The sequence below is a fragment of the Nocardia donostiensis genome, assembly GCF_002081715.1.
In the GTDB taxonomy this organism is placed as follows: domain Bacteria; phylum Actinomycetota; class Actinomycetes; order Mycobacteriales; family Mycobacteriaceae; genus Nocardia; species Nocardia donostiensis.
The window spans coordinates 85661-103599 of sequence record NZ_MUKP01000018.1 but is presented as its reverse complement, the minus strand read 5'-3'; the positions used below and the strand labels follow the sequence as shown (position 1 = coordinate 103599).

General features: G+C 65.2%; 16 protein-coding genes. 12 read left to right on the top strand and 4 right to left on the bottom strand.

Going from position 1 to position 17939, the window contains the following annotated elements; genetic code table 11:
* Positions 1-102: 102 nt before the first annotated feature.
* Complete coding sequence (locus tag B0T44_RS14305) at positions 103-486, top strand: DUF397 domain-containing protein (RefSeq protein ID WP_077116046.1); 384 nt, start codon at positions 103-105, stop codon at positions 484-486.
* A 46-nt stretch (positions 487-532) separates the two neighbouring features.
* Positions 533-2533 (top strand): M13 family metallopeptidase, encoded by a 2001-nt coding sequence (locus B0T44_RS14300; protein ID WP_077116045.1) that lies wholly within the window; start codon positions 533-535, stop codon positions 2531-2533.
* Positions 2534-2635: 102 nt separating this feature from the next.
* On the opposite strand, the gene B0T44_RS14295 is transcribed toward B0T44_RS14300, so the two are convergent.
* From B0T44_RS14295 to B0T44_RS14285, 3 genes are all read right to left on the bottom strand, one after another.
* Complete coding sequence (locus tag B0T44_RS14295) at positions 2636-3541, bottom strand: L,D-transpeptidase (protein ID WP_077116044.1); 906 nt, start codon at positions 3539-3541, stop codon at positions 2636-2638.
* Between the two features lie 450 nt (positions 3542-3991).
* Positions 3992-5326 carry a cytochrome P450 gene (locus B0T44_RS14290; protein WP_077116042.1) on the bottom strand — a complete coding sequence of 445 codons (1335 nt, stop codon included), beginning with the start codon at positions 5324-5326 and terminating at the stop codon, positions 3992-3994.
* Between the two features lie 67 nt (positions 5327-5393).
* The gene (locus B0T44_RS14285) at positions 5394-6089 is read right to left on the bottom strand and encodes a DUF6764 family protein (RefSeq protein WP_139347756.1); all 696 of its coding nucleotides are present in this window, start codon (positions 6087-6089) and stop codon (positions 5394-5396) included.
* A 225-nt stretch (positions 6090-6314) separates the two neighbouring features.
* On the opposite strand from B0T44_RS14285, the gene lppU reads away from it, so the two are divergent.
* Positions 6315-6932, top strand: a complete 618-nt coding sequence (gene lppU / locus B0T44_RS14280; RefSeq protein WP_077116211.1) for an LppU family putative lipoprotein — start codon at positions 6315-6317, stop codon at positions 6930-6932.
* Between the two features lie 94 nt (positions 6933-7026).
* Here lppU and B0T44_RS14275 read toward each other — a convergent pair whose 3' ends face one another.
* A complete protein-coding gene (locus tag B0T44_RS14275; RefSeq protein WP_077116040.1) occupies positions 7027-7701 on the bottom strand; it encodes a S1 family peptidase in 675 nt (224 codons plus the stop codon).
* A gap of 523 nt (positions 7702-8224) precedes the next feature.
* Between B0T44_RS14275 and B0T44_RS14270 the strand changes: the two genes are divergently transcribed.
* The 9 genes from B0T44_RS14270 to B0T44_RS14230 all read left to right on the top strand — a co-directional run bounded on the left by B0T44_RS14270 (position 8225) and on the right by B0T44_RS14230 (position 17923).
* Entirely contained in the window at positions 8225-9079 is an 855-nt protein-coding gene (locus B0T44_RS14270) for an MlaE family ABC transporter permease (RefSeq protein ID WP_077116039.1), read from the top strand.
* A 3-nt stretch (positions 9080-9082) separates the two neighbouring features.
* Positions 9083-9946 carry an MlaE family ABC transporter permease gene (locus B0T44_RS14265; RefSeq protein WP_077116038.1) on the top strand — a complete coding sequence of 288 codons (864 nt, stop codon included), beginning with the start codon at positions 9083-9085 and terminating at the stop codon, positions 9944-9946.
* A 6-nt stretch (positions 9947-9952) separates the two neighbouring features.
* Positions 9953-11458, top strand: a complete 1506-nt coding sequence (locus B0T44_RS14260; protein ID WP_077116037.1) for an MlaD family protein — start codon at positions 9953-9955, stop codon at positions 11456-11458.
* The gene (locus B0T44_RS14255) at positions 11455-12483 is read left to right on the top strand and encodes an MCE family protein (protein WP_077116035.1); all 1029 of its coding nucleotides are present in this window, start codon (positions 11455-11457) and stop codon (positions 12481-12483) included. Before B0T44_RS14260 ends, B0T44_RS14255 begins: the two co-directional genes overlap by 4 nt.
* Complete coding sequence (locus B0T44_RS14250; RefSeq protein ID WP_077116033.1) at positions 12480-13478, top strand: MCE family protein; 999 nt, start codon at positions 12480-12482, stop codon at positions 13476-13478. The genes B0T44_RS14255 and B0T44_RS14250 overlap by 4 nt, the downstream gene beginning before the upstream one ends.
* The gene (locus tag B0T44_RS14245; protein ID WP_077116032.1) at positions 13475-14587 is read left to right on the top strand and encodes an MCE family protein; all 1113 of its coding nucleotides are present in this window, start codon (positions 13475-13477) and stop codon (positions 14585-14587) included. Before B0T44_RS14250 ends, B0T44_RS14245 begins: the two co-directional genes overlap by 4 nt.
* Positions 14588-14595: 8 nt before the next feature.
* Complete coding sequence (locus tag B0T44_RS14240) at positions 14596-15684, top strand: MCE family protein (protein ID WP_077116210.1); 1089 nt, start codon at positions 14596-14598, stop codon at positions 15682-15684.
* Positions 15681-16841 carry an MlaD family protein gene (locus B0T44_RS14235; RefSeq protein ID WP_077116031.1) on the top strand — a complete coding sequence of 387 codons (1161 nt, stop codon included), beginning with the start codon at positions 15681-15683 and terminating at the stop codon, positions 16839-16841. Before B0T44_RS14240 ends, B0T44_RS14235 begins: the two co-directional genes overlap by 4 nt.
* Positions 16842-16969: 128 nt before the next feature.
* Positions 16970-17923, top strand: coding sequence for a prolipoprotein diacylglyceryl transferase (locus B0T44_RS14230; RefSeq protein WP_077116030.1), 954 nt, complete (start codon positions 16970-16972; stop codon positions 17921-17923).
* Positions 17924-17939 lie beyond the last annotated feature (16 nt).

Here is a 17939-nt window from a genome sequence, read left to right as displayed (position 1 = left end):
GCGTGATCTGAGCTACGCCTATGCGCGGGCGCTGGAGCTCTCCTTCACCCGTGCCGACTCGTTATCCCTGATCAGAAGGTATGCCGACGGTTAAAATCGGATATGGCCACCACCGCTGCTGACCGCCGGCGCGACGTCACCGGCTGGTTCACCTCGACCCGATCCAATAACGGCAACCAGTGCGTGGAGGTGCGGTTCGACAGGGGGGTGGTGCTGATTCGGGACAGCAAATTTCGTCGCCATCTTGCCCAACGGCGCGGGGCGGAGCCCGTCATCACAGTCACCGCAGGCGAATGGACCGCGTTCCTCCGCACTGTGACCCATCGCGGCGCCGCCGACGGTGAGCTGAGCGCCTGCACCGGCGCCGACGGCAGCACCACGCTGCGCTATGGCGGTACCGCGCTCGTTTTCACCGCCGCCGAATGGGGCGCCTTCCTGGCAGGCGCCTGCGACGGCGAATTCGATCGCCTCGACCTGCCCAGCTGACCTCGAGACCGCTGCTGGGACCGACCCCACCGGCATACTGGTTGGTGTGACTTCCGAACCGACCATTGTCTCCGGCATCGATCTCACCTACCTCGACCCGGCCGTGCGGGTGCAGGACGATCTGTTCGCGCACGTCAACGGCGCTTGGCTGGACTCCCACGCGATACCGGCCGACCGAGCGGTCGACGGAGCCTTCCGGAAGCTCTACGACCAGGCGGAGCTGGACGTCAAGGCGATCATCCAGCACGCGACGGGCGAACCGGACAGCGATGCGGGCAAGATCGCCGCCCTGTATGCCTCCTTCATGGACACCGCCGCGGTCGAAGCCGCCGGACTGCGCCCGATCGCAGCCGAACTCGCCGAGGTCGCCGCGGTAACCGATCACAGTGCGTTCGCCGGGCTGCTCGGGCGAATGCAGCGCAATGGGGTGCCGGGCGCGCTGGCGGTATATGTCGACACCGACGACAAGAACTCGCAGCGTTACCTGGTGCACGGCACCCAGTCCGGGATCGGGTTGCCCGACGAGTCGTATTACCGGGCCGACGAGTACGCCGAGGTCAGGGCGAAATACATCGAGCATATCGATCGAATGTTCGCGCTGGCCGCCGCCGATCCCTCGATTGCGGGCCTGTTACCCGCCGAACCGGGTCGGCGGGTATTCGAACTGGAGCGCAAGCTCGCGGCCGGGCATTGGGACGTGGTGCGCCGCCGGGACGCCGAGCTCAGCTACAATCTCACCACTTTCGATGCGCTGGTCGCCGAGTACCCCGAATTCGACTGGGCCGAGTGGACGCGCGGCCTGTCCGAAGGCGTCGATGCCGACGGACCGGAGTTGTTCGCCGAAATCGTGGTGCGCCAGCCGAGCTTCGTCCAAGAGTTCGTGCGGGTGTGGGCGGGTGAACCGCTCGCCGAATGGCAGGTGTGGGCGCTGTGGCGGGTACTGCATTCGCGCGCGGCCTTCCTCACCGAGGCGCTGGTGGAAGAGAATTTCGACTTCTACGGCCGTACCCTGACCGGCGCCGAGGAGAACCGGGAACGCTGGAAGCGTGGTGTTTCGCTGGTCCAGGACCTGCTTGGCGAGGCGGTCGGCAAACTGTATGTGGCCGAACATTTCCCGCCGGAGGCCAAGGCCAGGATGGTGGAGCTGGTCGCCAACCTGCAGGAGGCCTACCGGCGCAATATCTCCGAGCTGGAGTGGATGAGTCCGGAAACCAGGCGGGCCGCGCTGGCCAAACTCGAGAAGTTCACGCCCAAGATCGGTTACCCGGATCGCTGGCGCGACTATTCCGCGGTGCGTGTCGACCCGGCCGATCTGGTGGGCAACTACCGGCGCGGGTTCGCCGCAGAACACGACCGCGATATGAACAAACTGGGCGGTCCCGTCGACCGTGACGAATGGTTCATGACCCCGCAGACCGTCAACGCCTACTACAACCCGGGCATGAACGAGATCGTCTTCCCGGCCGCGATCCTGCAGCCGCCGTTCTTCGATATGAACGCCGACGACGCCGCCAATTACGGCGGGATCGGTGCGGTGATCGGCCATGAGATCGGCCACGGCTTCGACGATCAGGGCGCCAAATACGACGGCGACGGCAATATGGTCGACTGGTGGACCGATATCGATCGGGCTGAATTCGGCAAGCGGACCAGGGCGTTGATAGAGCAGTACGATGTGCTGTCGCCGAAAGATCTGCCCGATGAGCAGAAGGTCAACGGCGAATTCACGATCGGCGAGAACATCGGCGACCTGGGTGGGCTCTCGATCGCCTTGGCGGCGTATCGGATCTCGTTGAACGGCGACGAACCCCCCGTACTCGACGGGCTGACCGGGCTGCAGCGGGTGTTCTTCGGCTGGGCGCAGGTCTGGCGTACCAAGGTTCGTCCCGAGGAGGCGGTGCGTCGTCTGGCCGTCGACCCGCACTCCCCGCCCGAGTTCCGCTGCAATGCGGTGGTTCGCAATATCGACGCCTTCCATGAGGCATTCGATCTCGCTCCGGGTGACGCGCTGTATCTGGCCCCCGCCGAGCGGGTCAAGATCTGGTGAGCCGGTCGGCGCGATGAGTCGGTGACAACAACGGCGGCGCCCCGAGGTGGGGCGCCGCCGTCAGCGGAGTGCGCAGGCCCGCGATCATCCGCGGCCCCTATGTCAGGCGTTCCAGTCGCCCAGACCGTCGAGGGCATTGAGAGTGCCGCCCTCGGTGTTCTGCACGATCACCGCATCACCGGCGTCGAAGTTCTCGAAGAACCATTTGGCGTCCTCGGTGCTCAAGTTGAGGCAGCCGTGGCTGGCGTTGGAAACACCCTGCTGGGCCACCGACCAGGGTGCGGCGTGCACGAAGATACCGCTGTTGGAGATCCGGGTCGCGTACTCGACATCGAGTTTGTAGCCCTCGGGGTCGTCGATCGGGACACCGTAGGTGGAGGAGTCCATCACCATTTCGCGGCGCTGCTCGCCGACGATATAGGTGCCGTTGGGGGTCTCGTAGCCGGGTTTGCCCATCGACGTCGGCATGGTGCGGATCACCTCGCCGTTACGGGTGACCGTGATGGTCTTGGTGTTGTCGTCGGCGGTGGCGATCATCGCATCGCCGATCCGGAAGGCGCGGCGGCTCCCGCCCGCCTCCACCACGACATCGGTCTCGGCAGGCCAGAACTCGTTGGGTCGCCAGCGCACCTGCTTATCACTGAACCAGTAGAAGTGACCGGGCACCGGATTCGAGGAGGTGATCGTGATGAACTTCTCCGCGGTCGCGCGGTCGCTCACCGGCTCCTTGAAGTTGATGATGATCGGCTGCGCGATGCCGACGTTCTGCCCCTCGCCCGGGCTGATCGCGGGCGGGGCGAAGTTGGCCTGCGGCGGCGTCGGCTCGGTGATACCCGACGCCGAGCCGGAGGGCAGGTTCGGGTTCGCCTGCGCGGGGGCGACGAACAAGGCGCCCGTCGCGGCGATCGCGGCGGTCAACAGCACGCCCTTGCGTAGCCGGTGCGTGCCCCGGCTGCGGGCCGGCTGTGACTCGGTGTTCTTGACGGCATCCATACGTTCTTCGTCCATTCGACTCATCGACGTCCGAGCTTTGTGAGTCCGGTGCGTCCTGTGCAGCAACCCCACGACGAATCGCGGGGCTCGCGGAACTGGCTCCACGTCCGGCGCGCACGCGGTCAGCCGTGGATGCTCATCGTTGTTCCGGGAGCGCCCACGGACGTCGTGGAGCTTGTTTCGAAGCGGCCCCGACCGGCTGCTCACGACCCGGTGTACATCGGCACGTGTGGTTCGTTCGGCTGCGCCTACCGCCCCGTCGACCATTCCTACCGGCCGGGAGCGGCCGGATCTACCCGCGATTTTCGGTCATAGCGATAGTTGATTCCCTGTGTTACAGGGCACTGCCGGGGCGGTGGGACCGCCGCACGGGGAAACCGCCGCTGGCATCGGCGAGTCCGGGCGGGCGGCGAGCCCGCCACTGCTCCCATCCGCTATGTGTCGTAAACCGTTTGGTGAGATAGATCACGAGATCACGTCGAACAGCAACGGTCGGCTCGGCCGGGTGGCGATCCCGTGTGGCCGTGACCGCGGCGCCCGTCCCGGCACCGGCCGCAGATTCGCTCCGGCCGCGATGGTGGCCAGCGCGACTCGGAGTTCGAATTCGGCGAACGCGGCCCCGAGACAGCGGCGATGCCCGCCGCCGAACGGGGCGAACTCGAACGGGCTGTACCGGTGCCGGAGGAAACGTGCAGGCCGGAACAGCTCGGGTTCGGCCCACACCGCCGGGTCGGAGTGCAGCAGCGGCAGCGCGACCCCCATCACCTCGCCCGCCGCCAGCGGTGCACCCCGCAGCAGCGTCGGGGCCGCGACCCGGCGCAGCACGATCGGCACCGCCGGATGTAACCGCAGCGTCTCTCGGCATACCGCGTTCAGGTAAGGCAACCCCGCGGGGGCCGTCTGCGCTACGGGGCCCGCTGATCGCAGCTCCGCCCGCAACTGCGCCGACACCGCCGGGTCGCCGTAGACCCGCCACATCGCCCAGGCCAGGGTGTTGGCGGTGGTGTCATGGCCTGCAACGAGCAGGGTCCGCAACTGGTCACACAGATCCGCGTCGGTGATCGCCGTTCCGTCGTCGTAGCGGCAGCTCAGCAGCAGGGTGAGGATATCGGGGGTGACGGCGCCGCGGCGGCGTCTGCGCGCGATATCGGCGAGCAGTAGCTGGTCCAGGCGGTCCCTGGCGGTGACGAATCGGTCCCATGGCGCCCGCCCGAGCACGCCGTGGCGCAGCGCGGGGGCCAGCATCAGCGGACCGGTGAAACTGCCGAGGAAGTCGGCGATGGCGGCGGTGTAGGCGGCGTGGCGTTCCTTGGCGACACCGAACACCGCGGTGAGGATCACCTGCAGTGTGATGGCGGTCGCGGCGGTGCGCGCATCGATCCGGCCGCCGGGGTGCCAGCGCCCCGACATTTCCCGCAGGGCGGCCTCCTGGATCACCGTGCCGTAATGCTGCAGCTGAGCGGGATGGAAGGCGGGGGCAAGCAGCGCGCGGTCCTGTCGGTGCCGGTCGCCGTTGGTGAGAATCAGCGAGGCGGTGCCGACCAGCGGTTCGATGGGGTTGGGCCGCGGCGGCTCGACTGTGTGCACCGGGCTGCGGAACACCTCTCTAGCGCCTTCCTGGATACCGGTGAACAGCACCGCACCGAGACCGGGGAACCGCAACCGGAACGGGTCGCCGTCACGTTCGCGGCGCCACCGGAAATAGCGTTCGAAGCCGATGCCCGCAGCGATCGCATGAGCCAGCGCCGGCCGCGGGGCACGCGGCGCGGCCTCGCCGGACCGACGCGGGACAACGCCCATAACGCTGTCTACGCAACACACGCCCCGCGGGTTCGACGACGCCGTGGAGTTCAGCCGCGGGTACTGGTCACACGCGGTCCTGGTCGGTGATCGGGGTGGTGGTGGACTGCCAGTTGCCCAGTGGTGTCGCCACACAGCTTTCGCCGGTCCCGGAATTCCAGGCGAAAGCCGCCACGCCGAGGCAGATCACCGGGCCGTCGGGGGACAGGATCTGCGCGCGGGAACCGCCGAGCGCAACCGATACCGCAAACGCCGTGCTCGCCTGCCCGCCCTGCGATATCAGCGAGGTCAGCGCGACCGCGTCGGGTCCGGCGCCGATGGCTATCGACGTGCCGCCGACGCCTTCGCTCGCGCCGAGCCCGCCCGCGAGACCGATCCCGTAGGCATTCGCCCCGTCGGCCGCCATGGCGTAGCCGATCCCGTCGACGGCAAGTGATCGGGCGTTTCCGTTTGCGTAGGCGGTGGCCCGGCAGCCGTTCGCACCGTCGATGACGATCATCTCGTCACCGTCGGCGGATACGCAGTGGACAGGTGCGGACATCGCGGCGTGCGGGATGGGTCCGGTTTCGGCGGGGGCGTTCGGAGTTGCCGGGGCTTCGCTGGTTTGCGGTTCGTCCGCCGATGAGGCGCTCACCGGGGCAAAGACCTGGAGCGTCTGTGAGTTTGCTGTACTGGTATCCGGATTCGCTTCGGCCGTCGCGGGGAGGGTGAGATATGTCCCGATCGTCGCCGCCGAGCAGGCAATCGCGCTGATCAACTTCATGGGACACTCCTCTCGCCACCCCGGCCCGCCAACCATACCCAGAATGTTTGCTGGCAGCATTTTTTCGGCTCCTGGCTACCATCCGGCGTCGCGCTCGGTTCGACGGACACATGCCGATGGTGTATTGATTGCTTGGCGTTTCGAGCGCAATCAAGCACAAACCGATGGTGAACTTCGGATTCTGCCGGGGGGCTGAGTTCGGTGTTGCAGCTGGGAGGACTGTACATGTCAGGGCGATGGACTTCGTCGCGCGTTGGGATCGGGCTCGCCGCGGTCGCGGCGGCGGCTGTGTTCTCGTTAACCGGGTGTAGTTCGAGTATCGAAGGTACGGCCCAGCCGCAGCTGGACAGCGGCGCAGGTACCTCCGAGACGAACGACAGCGACTCCGGCAGCACGACCACCAGCACGTCCCCGCTGTCCACCGACGAGGGCGGCGATATCGATTTCGAGGCCGAAATCGGTGATTGTGTGACCCTCGGGGGCACCACGAACGACGCCACCATCGAGCAGGCTTCGTGTGGCAGCCAGGCCTCGAACTACAAGGTCATCGGCAAGGCGGAGAAGAGCTACGAATGCGTCAGCGACTCCGACAACTACTATGCCGAGACGATCAACGGGCTAGAGCAGGGCGCGCTGTGCCTGGATATCGACTGGGTGGTCGGCACATGCATGGATATGGGCGGCGACGATCCCGAGCGCATCGACTGCGGCGCCACCGCGACCGAGGGCATCAAGGTGCTCTCGATCGAGCAGAACGCCGATGATGTCAACGCCTGCGGTGCGGGCAGCAGCGGTTATGTTTACGACGAGCGCCGCTTCGTGGTGTGCGTCGAGGAGCTCTGAGTTCCACCGCTCCGGCGATTACCAGCGGAACAGCAAAGAAAACGAGCGGGCAGTTCTGGACTGCCCGCTCATTTCTGCTGTCTTTCGGCTCCGCTCAGATGGGGCGGAACCCAGCGCCGGTACTGCCGCGCGCATTGAGGTCATCCATGATCGAGGACATATTGGTGCCCACCTCGGGGCCGAAGCAGGCGATGGCGAGATAGGCGTTGACCATCCCGACCAGGGTGGAACCGACCACGACAGGCGCCCCCGAATCGCCTTCGACCACACACATCTGCGCCCAGGTCTCCATCTTCGTATCGAGGACGTCGCCCCAGGAGATGCCGCAGGTGTTACCGGTGGTGCGGCCTTCCTTGCAGACGATCATCGGGAACTGGGCCGGCGCCCCGAGTCCGGTGATGGTGACGTTGCCGACCCGGTTCACCGGAGTGATCCGGCCGGGGGCGAATTGGATGACCGCGTAGTCGAGCCGAGGATTGGAGTAGACGAATTCGCCGACCGGGCCGTATCCACGATCCGCTTCGGCGTACACCTGCGAACCCGCGTCGCCGCAGTGGCCAGCGGTCAGGCCGACCAGTCGTCCGGCTGCGTCGTGGCCGACGGTGGTAAGCGTGCACTCGAACATATCGTCGATCACGATTCCCGAACCGCCTCCGATTACCGGCGCGCCAGGAGCGGCTTCGGCGGCACCGGCGCCGGTGCCGAGCAGTGCCGCACCCATGGCTACGGCGAAGACGGCATTGGCCGCCTTGGCGAGTTTGCTGAACATGTCCCTCCAGGTGTTGGAAGCCCGCACGATATCAATTTGTGGCACCCATCGTGTCAGTACCCACGTTCGGGCGCGTCCTCGGCTGGCAATACCCGTGAGTTGTGCTGTCCAAGCCGAATCGGTGGTTTCACACCGGCCACTGTTCGATAGCAGCTCGCTCTCATCGATGATGGTATCCGCTCGGGGATTGCCGTAAGTGACGTTTGCTCGCTAATCCTCCTTGCCTGCCCGATGTGGAGGTGGGATCGAATTTGGATGAGGGATTTCCACATAATTTCCGGCTATGGGGCAGCGGTGTTTTCAGGTCCCGACCAGCTCTGCCGTAACAGGTTCTGGTAATCGGAACGAAACGTTGGGACAGTTACCAATGTCGATGCGGTAACTCAATGGTCACAGCACAAAGTGGCGGCGGTCTATGGCGGGGGTCACACACATAGGGTGTGTTCTGCACTACTACGTAGTAAGGTGCCTCAAGCAAACCAAGTCGTCGGGGTAGGTAACCGACGTCGAGAGGGGTTAGTCAGTGCAGTCGACCAAGAGTCCACCAACAAGTTCTCGGTTGAGCGGTGCGGTCGAGTGGACGAGGGACTACTGGCGAGACCATCCCAAGCGCTCATTGGAGACTCTCGGTCGTCAGATGACCATGGGGGTCCAGGCCGTCGGTGAACTCGTGGTGAGTATTTTCCGCGGCCGGTTTCCCTTCAACGAGTTCATCCGGCAGTGCGCGTTCATGGCGAGCGTCGCCGCGGCGCCTACGCTGCTTGTCGCCATCCCGATCGGCGTGATCGTCTCGATCCAGGTCGGTGCCGTTGCCCAGCAGGTCGGCGCCACTTCCTTCATCGGCGCCGCAAACGGTCTCGGAATCATCCAGCAGGGCGCCCCGCTGGTCACCGTGCTCATGATCGCAGGCGCTGTCGGTTCCGCCATCTGTGCTGATCTCGGATCCCGAACCATCCGTGAGGAAATCGACGCCATGAAAGTCATGGGCGTCGATCCGATGCGGCGTTTGGTCGCCCCCCGGCTCGGCGCCGCGATGGTGGTGAGCGTGCTGTTGTGCGGTTTCGTCGTCTTCGTCGGATTCCTGACAGGATACGTATTCAATATCTTCGCCCAGAACGGCACGCCCGGTTCCTACATTTCGACTTTCGCGTCGTTCGCGGTGCCTCTCGATTTGGGTGTAGCGCTGGTGAAATCGCTGTTGTTCGGTCTGCTCGCGGCGATCATTGCCTGCGATACCGGATTGAACACTCGCGGTGGTCCCGGCGGCGTGGCGAACTCGGTCAATACGGCCGTCGTCATGTCCGCGGTCATGTTGTTCGGGGTGAATGTCATCTTCACCCAGGTGTACAACACGTTGTTCCCCCCACAGGTGGTGTAGCCGGTGTCGACAACATACGTACCGCCGCTGCTGCGGCCGCTGCAGCGGCTGCGGTCGGTGGGCCGGGCGCCGGTCGATATGCTCGCGCGCCTCGGGCACCAGGTGTTCTTCTTCCTGCGTTCGGTCGGCTCCATGCCGCTGGCCTTCAAGCAGTACCCCAAAGAGGTCTGGCGACTGCTGTCCGACGTCACCTGGGGCAACGGCAACCTCGTCGTCGGTGGCGGCACGATCGGCGTCGTGCTCATCTTGAGCGCGTTCGGCGGTATGACTGTCGGCATCCAGGGCCACACCTCGCTCGACCTGCTCGGCCTGAGTCCGATCACCGGCGCGATCTCCGCTTTCGCCACCACCCGCGAACTCGGCCCGCTGCTCGCCGCGCTGGCGTTCGCTGCGCAGGCAGGCTGCCGTTTCACCGCTCAACTCGGCGCAATGCGTATCTCCGAGGAGATCGACGCGCTGGAATCGGTGGCCATCCGTCCGCTGCCCTATCTGGTCAGCACCAGGATGATCGCCGCGATGATCACCATTGTCCCGCTGTACTGCCTCGGCCTGGCGATGGCCTATATCTCCTGCGCGCTCACCGTGCAGGTGATCGGCGGCACCGACAGCGGCACCTACCAGCACTACTTCTACCAGTTCCTTATTCCGACCGATGTGCTGTATTCGCTGCTCAAGGCAATCGTTTTCGTTGCGATCACCACGTTCATCCAGTGCTATTACGGTTTCTTCGCCTCCGGCGGTCCGGAGGGCGTCGGTACCGCGGCCGGGCGCGCGATCAAGATGTGCATCATCGTGGTCGTCTTCGCCGACCTGTTCATGACCTTGGCCATTTGGGGTATCACCCCCGGCATCCGGATCTCGGGGTAGTAGGCAATGATCATCGATCCCAGTGGGCGCGGCCCCACGATGCGGCAGCTGCTGATCGCAGGCATCTGCGGGCTGCTCGTCTTCGCGGTCGTCCTCGGTTTCCTGATGGCCAGGTATCAGGGCTATTTCGTGGACAAGGTGAAGGTCGTCGCGAATCTCACCACCACGGGCGACGGTCTGCCGGAAGAGGCAGATGTCAAATTCCGCGGCTTGCTCGTCGGCACGGTCGACCATGTTACGGTCGCTGCCAAGGGCGAACTGCAAGAGGTTCACATCGACCTGAAACCGGAGTTCGTCGAAAACATCCCCGCCAATGTCACCGCTCGCGTCGTCCCGAGCAACCTGTTCGCGGTCACCGCGGTGGAGCTGCTCTACAACGGGCCGGCCGATGCGCACGTGACCGAGGGCATGGTCATCGAAGAAGACCGCAGCAAGGGCACCATCGCGCTCCAGGACACCCTGACCACGGTGCGTAATATCCTCACCGAGATCGATCCGATGCAGCTCGGCCGGGTGCTTGGCACCCTGTCCTACGCGTTGGACGGCAGCGGCCGCGTGCCCGGGTCCACCATCGAGCGCCTCGACCGGTGGCTCACCGCGGTCGACGAGTCGATCCCGGATCTCGGTGTGCTGCTCGAGGATTTCTCCGACTCGGCCCATGCGCTCAACGAATCCGCGCCGGAGCTGATGGATGTGCTGGCCAGCTCGGTCACCACCGCCCGCACCATCGCAGATCGCCGCACCGATCTGGTGAACCTGATCGCCGGGGCGGGTAACACCGTTGATCGGGTCAACGACCTGTTCGCGCGCAACCCGAATATCGGCAAGGACATCACCGCGGGCACCAATGCGTTGTTCGGTTCACTGGCCGCCGATCCGGGCGCGATCACCAGGTCGATCAGCAACCTCAACGATTCCGCCCGGAAGCTGCGCACGACCTTCACCTGGGGGCCGCAGCAGCAGATGGTGTGGAACGCGGGCCTGAGCTTCACCCCGTTCTTACCGAACACCGTCGCGGACTGCCCGCGCTACGGCGAACTGGCGGGACCGAGCTGTTTCACCGCACCCGCGGTCGCCGATCCGGGATACCTGCCGGAATCGATGCAGCCCGGCAGGCTCGCCTCGGCCGAAGGCCTGCCGCTGCTGCCGCCGCTGCCGGGTCTGCCCGCGATTCCCGGGCTCACCACGCAGGCAGGCGAGGCCGCGGCTCCGGCACCCGCCGCCCCGCCGAACCCTTTCGCCGGGACGCCGCTGGAAGGCCTGTTCCCCCACTTCCTGCCGCCCGCACCTCCGCCTGCGCCCGCGCCCGCCGCGGGGGCAGCGCCTGCCGCGCACACCGACAGCGGCCCGGAGCCCGGGGTCACCCCGGCGGCGAAACCGATCGCCTACGAAGGTGACGCAGCGCTGACCGCGCTGCTCGGCAGGCGGCCCACCTCCGTCGAGTACCTGATGTTGAGTTCGATTCTGGAAGGCGGGACCTTGCGGGTGACCGAAGAGGCGGCCGACCGATGAGCATTCGTAAACCACTGATCGGATTCAGCCTCTTCGCGGTGGTCTCGATCCTGGTGACGGTCCTGGTCTGGAATACGTTGGGCCGGATCGTCGAAGGCGGTACCAAGACCTACTCGGCGGTCTTTTCCGATGTGCTCGGCCTCCGCGAGGGCGACGACGTCCGGATGGCCGGTGTCCGGGTCGGCAAGGTCGAGAAGATCGAACTCAACGACACCAACAACGCCAGGGTCACGTTCATCGTTCAGGACGAGCAGACCCTGTACGGCAACACCAAGGCGCTGGTGCGCTACCAGAACCTGATCGGGCAGCGGTATGTCGCGCTGGCGCCGGGCACCGGCGGCGATGCCGGCGAACTGCCGGAAAACGGCACGATTCCGCTGGAGCGGACCGAACCCTCGTTCGATATCTCCGCGCTGCTCAACGGTTTCCAGCCGCTGTTCGAGGTGCTCGATCCGGCGAAGGTGAACCGGCTGTCGGAAACGTTCGTGCTGGCATTGCAGGGTGATCGGGTCTCGCTGAGCTCGTTCATCACCCAGGCCGCGACGCTGGCCACCGATTTCCAGCGCCGCGATGCCATTCTCAGCGACGTCATCACCAACCTCAGTGGCGTTATGTCCGGATTGGCCAAACGAGGGGACGAATTGGAGACGCTGATAACCCAGACGCGGGCGCTGATCGGCGGCCTGTACGAACAGGGCCAGTCGCTGCAGCAGTCCACCGTGCAGATCGCCGATGCGACGACGGCGCTGGTCGGGATGGTCGACACCATCCAGCCCAAGCTGGAGTCGGTGCAGGCCTCGACCCGCGATGCGCTGACGCTGCTGCTGGCCAACGGCGCCAAACTGGATCAGACGGCGGTCGACCTGCCGTCGATCCTGGCGGATGCGGGCCGGTTCACCTCCGAAGGCGCCTACGCCAACGCCTATGTCTGCCGTCTCGACGTTTCGCTCTACGGCATCCTGTTCCCGCGCGGTCTGTTCTCCCAGATCGGTGGTAACTCCCACTCGGCGGTGTGCCGCCCATGAACAAGATCAAGGCCACATTCAACAGAAACCGCTACTTCTGGCTCGGCATCATCGGTGTCGTCCTGGTCGGGCTGCTCATGCTGGCCTCGGGCAGTTTCCGCAACCTCGGGATCGGCGAGCAGACGATCAAAGCGGAGTTCGTGCAAGCCGCGGGGATCAGCGTCGGCGACAAGGTCGATGTCGCGGGTGTGCAGGTCGGCCGGGTCGCGGCCGCCGAGCTGGAAGGCGACCATGTGCTACTCACCCTCCAGGTCAGCAAAGATGTGAAGCTCGGACCCGACGCAAGGGCGGCGATCAAAATGGCCACCCTGCTCGGCGCGCGCTATGTCGACCTGGAGCCGGGCGACGGTTCCGGCCTGCCGGACAACCGGATCCCCAAATCCAATACCGCGGTTCCCTACAACCTGGCCGACGTGGTGCAGATAGGCACCCCGAAGTTCCAGGAACTCGACACCGCCAAGCTGGCCGAATCGCTGAACCTGTTCAACCAGCAGCTCAGCGAATCACCGGAGCTGGTGACCCAGGCGCTCGACAGCGTCGGCGCACTGGCCAAGGTCATCGACAAACGCAAGGCCGAGGTCGAGACCCTGCTGCAGGATCTGGAGCGAGTGACCACGATCCTTGCCGATAACCGCAACAGCGCCCTGCTGGTCATCACCCAGGGCGAGGCGATCGCCAGCCGGATAGTGGAGCGGCAGAACCTGCTGCGCCAGCTGCTGGACAATGTCGCCACGCTGACCAGGCAGCTGCAAGCGATCGGCGCGCAGAACAACGACCAGTTCACCACCACGCTCGACCAGCTCAACACGATGGCCACCGGCCTGCAGAAGAACAAGGACAACCTGGACCGGCTGCTGTCGATCATGCCGCCGTCGGTGCGTTACCTGGCGAACGCCTGGGGCAACGGCAACTACGCCGAGGTCGGCACACCCTGGTTCCTGTTCCCGGACAACTGGTTGTGCTTCGCCGAAGTCGTCGAGGGGTGCCAGGGATGAACCTGAAGAAGCCGAAGCTGAAGAACCTGCAGAAGACGGCGAAGGCGCTGTTCATCGGCGCCACCGCGCTTGCACTGGGCAGCTGCACACTGACGAGTTCGGTGGACAAAGCGCTCGGCAACACGATCCAGGTCACCGCGGACTTCGAGAACATCGCGGGTATGTACGAGGGCAACACCGTCACCGTCCTCGGGCTGGACGTCGGCAAGGTCGACAAGATCGTGCCGCGGGGCACCTTCGTCGAGGTGCACATGTCGCTGGACAGCAGTGTGCAGATCCCCAAGGACGCAATGGCCGTTGTGATCTCGCCCTCGATCGTCACCAACCGGCATATCGAGTTCACCCCCCGCTACACCGAGGGCGAAACGCTCGAAGACGGCGATCATCTGCCGCTGGCACGCACCGATGTCCCCGTCGAACTGGAAACGATGCTGCAAACCATCGACAAGTTCGCCGCCGCGCTCAAACCGCAAGAGGGACAGGAGGGTATCGGGCCGCTGTCCGGCCGGGTGCTGTACCCGGTGCTCAACGGCAACGGCGCGAAGTTACGCGACACCCTCAACGCGCTGTCGAGTGCACTGAAGGTCGGCGTCGACAACAAGGACGCCATCTCCACCATCATCATCAAGCTCAACGAGCTCACCACGATGCTGGCGGAAAACGACCAGTCGGTGCGTGATTTCAGCAATCAGGTCACCCAGATGACCACCCTGCTCGCCGAGCAGGCGCCGGGTCTGGAGGCCACGCTGAACCAGCTCTACGGTTTTCTGAACAACACCAGCTCGATCTTCGCCCAGCACAAGGACCAGCTGTCGGATACCCTCACCCGGCTCGACTCGGTCATCCGGCAGTTGCGCGATAACGCACACGGAATCACCGAAGTGGTCGATGTGGCGCCGCTGCTGCTGCAGAACATCGACCGGTCGATGAACCGGGAGCACGGCTACATCCGGCTGCACGCCATTATCGGCACCTCGCTCAACGGCGAGATGCTGAGTCTGTTCTGCGAACGCATCCAGATGCGAGCCGATGGCTGTCGCACCGGACGGGTCGAGGATTTCGGGCCGGACTTCGGCCTCACCGCCGCACTTCTTGGACTGACGAAATGATCAACGCAATGAGCGGACGAGCCCGGCGCAGCATGCTCGCGGTGACTGCGGTCGGTGCGCTGACGCTGTCGGGATGCGGTCTCACCGTGGAGGACGTGCCGCTGCCGAAACCGGGGCTGAGCGGTGAAACTTTCACCGTGCAGGCCGTTTTCGACAATGCACTGAACCTACCCGACCAGGCGAAGGTGAAGATCGGCGGCTCCCAGGTCGGTGTGGTCACCGGGATCAGGACCTCGAACTTCCAGGCGATCGTGGATCTGACGATCCAGAAGAACATCGAGCTGCCGGTCGGCACCACCGCCGAACTGCGCCAGGCAACCCCGCTCGGGGATGTTTTCGTCGCGGTGTCCAAACCGCCGACCGAGCCAGGGGCCGAACTGCTCGAAGACGGCGATGTCCTCACTCTCGAGCAGACCTCGGCGGGCGCGACGGTCGAGGAACTGCTGTTGTCGGTGTCGCTGCTGTTCAACGGCGGCGGTATCGCGCATCTGACCAGGCTGGCGTCCGAGCTGGACTCCATTGTCGGCGGACGCAGCGACCAGCTCGTCCATCTGATCAACGAACTGACCGGCGTGGTGGGCAGCATGAACGCCAACTCCGCGCGTATCGACAGCGTGCTCGGTGAGTTCAACGCGCTGGCCGACACTTTGGAGTTGCGCCGCGCGGATCTGGGTCAGGTGGCCGACACCCTGCCGGATATGATCGGCGCCGTCGCCGAGAACAATCGGGCGCTCGGGGATCTGCTGACCAAGATCTCCACCACGAGCGCCGCCCTCGGTGACTACGCCAACACATCCTCCGGCGAACTGGCCGGTCTGCTCGACAGCACCAACCAGCTGATGGGTGCGCTCGCCGCGACGGGCGACAGCTTCGGCGCCCTGCTCGATGCGCTGCACGAGGTGAAGGGCCCGGTGAACGCGACCTTCCGCGGCAACAGTCTGGCCGCCCAGGTCAATATCACCAATCTCGATATCGCCCTGCTCACCGCGCCCGGCACCAGCAAGTTCTTCGATATGCGTGATCTACAGGACTTCGCTGGCAGCCTGATCCAGGTGCTCCAGGTCGTCTACGGCCGAATCACAGGGGGCCAACGATGAGCCGGAAAAAGCTGCTGCTCTCCAGCATCGGCCTGGTGCTCGTGCTCCTGGTCGGTGCGTCGTACCTCGCTGTCAGCGTGATGCGGTTCAATCCGCTGCGCAGCCACTACACCGTTACGGTCCACCTGGACCGCTCCGGCGGTCTGCAACCGGGCAACGATGTGACGTTGCGCGGCTACCGGGTGGGTGAGGTCGACACCATCGAGATCACCGAGGGCGGCGCCGGGCTCGTGGCCAAGACGCAGATCGACACCCGTTACAAGATCTCGGTGGATACCGCGGTGTCGGTGCAGGCGCTGTCCGGCGCGGGTGAGCAGTACATCGACTTCCGGCCCGCGTCCGCTGAGGGACCGTTTTTGACCGATGGTTCGGAGATCTCTTTCGATCCCGAGCGGGTACACACCCCGGTTCCGATTTCGGAGGTGCTGGAGAACTCCAGCGACCTGATCGCGCAGATCAACCCGGAGCATTTCAAAGTCATCCTCAACGAGCTCGATATCGCGCTCAGCGGGGGGCCTGACCAGCTGCGGGCCCTGATCGAAGGCACCAGTCTCGTGGTGGCCGGTTTGGATTCGCTGCTGCCGCAGACCACGCATCTGATCGCCAATCTGCGCACCATCGCCGACACCACCTCGTACGCGCAGCCGGACCTGGGCACCCTGACCCGTAACTCCGGGGTATTGTTCGAGCAGTTCAACAACGCGAACGAGGAGTTGCGGGCGGTGCTGGAGCAGTCGCCGCAGCAGTTCGCCAGCTTGAGCGGCACGCTCGACACGAATATCGACCCGATCACCGAGCTGGTCAACAACCTGGTTGCGGTCACCAGGGCGGCGCAATTACGCACCCCCGCGCTGCGGGCGCTGTTCCCGGCGCTGGAGGTCGGTGGTTCGGCCCTCGGGGTGCCCGCGCACGATAACGAGTTCCACACCATTCTCGATATCTGGTTCCGGCCGTACTGCCAGTACCGGTCGACACCGGCGAGCCCGATTGTCGTCTCGGACGGCACCATTCCGAAGTGGAACTACTGCGACAACCCGCCGCCCGGACAGCAAATCCGTGGTGCGGCCAATGCGCCGCGGCCCAATGTGCCGAACAACGGTGCACATATGCCGCCGGGCGTGGATCCGAACGAACGGACGTTGCCGCCGGTGCGGTAGCGAGCCCGGTCACACCGCCGGGTGACCCAGGGCCTACCCTCGCTAAGGATGCCTGCTCACCCGACGGCCATGGCTGGGCAAGAATACGGCGTACCGACCGGTATGCCGGGAAGGTGTGAACGGTAGAGATGTCGAATAAAGACGCCGCGTCCGAACCGAAGGAGCCGACGGGTACCGGCGCCACGGATGCCACCGCGGGTGGCGAGCCGGATGATGCCGCGTCGGCCGAACGCACCACTGAGACCTCGGACACCGCCGGTTCGGAGCGCGCGGCCGGCGAAGCCACAACCGACGAAACGACTGCCGAGCCCGAGGCGGACGAAGGAGACGAGCCCACGGCGAAGGCCAAGTCTTCCGAGGTCGATGAGCCGACTGTGAAGGTGGCGTCCTCTGCGGGCGATGAGCCGACCGTGAAGGTGAAGCCTTCTGAGGGGGCCGAGTCGACTGCGAAGGTCGAGCCCGCCGTGGGTGACGAACCCACCGGGAAAGTCCAGACGGACGCCACGCAACCGCAGCCCGGCGCGGTTTCCCTCGACAAGAGCGACAAGAGCACATCGGGCGCAGCCAAGCCCGCGAAGCCCCGATCTCGTTCCTCCTTGGTGCTGCTCGGCGCGGTCGCGGCCGTGCTGCTGGTGGCCGCGCTGGTTGCGGTCGGCGTCTTCTACTTCCAGGCCGACAGCAGGCAAGAAGAAGTGGACCGACGCGCCGCGGCAACGAAAGCAGCCTGCGACTTCGGGCACAACTTCGCCACCTATCGAGGCGACCAGATGGACGACTATCTGTCCCGGCTCGATTCCACCGCAACCGGTGAGTGGAAGAAGCTGGTCGGTGAGCTCGGCCCGGATCTGAAGAAACGGTTCGAGCAGAGCCGGGTCACCTCCTCGGCCAGCGAGGTGCAGTGCGGTTTCGAGTCCGGCTCCGACGATACGGCGCGGGTTGTGCTGATCATCGATCAGCTCTTCACCGCCGACGAGTCGGGTTCCGCTCCCGGCCAGGTGAAGGTAGCGGCGAATGTCGAAATGCAGAAGGTGGACGGCAGGTGGTTGGTCGCCGAGTTCGATACGCCGATGATGCAGCAGTAGCCGGCAGCCGGTGTAA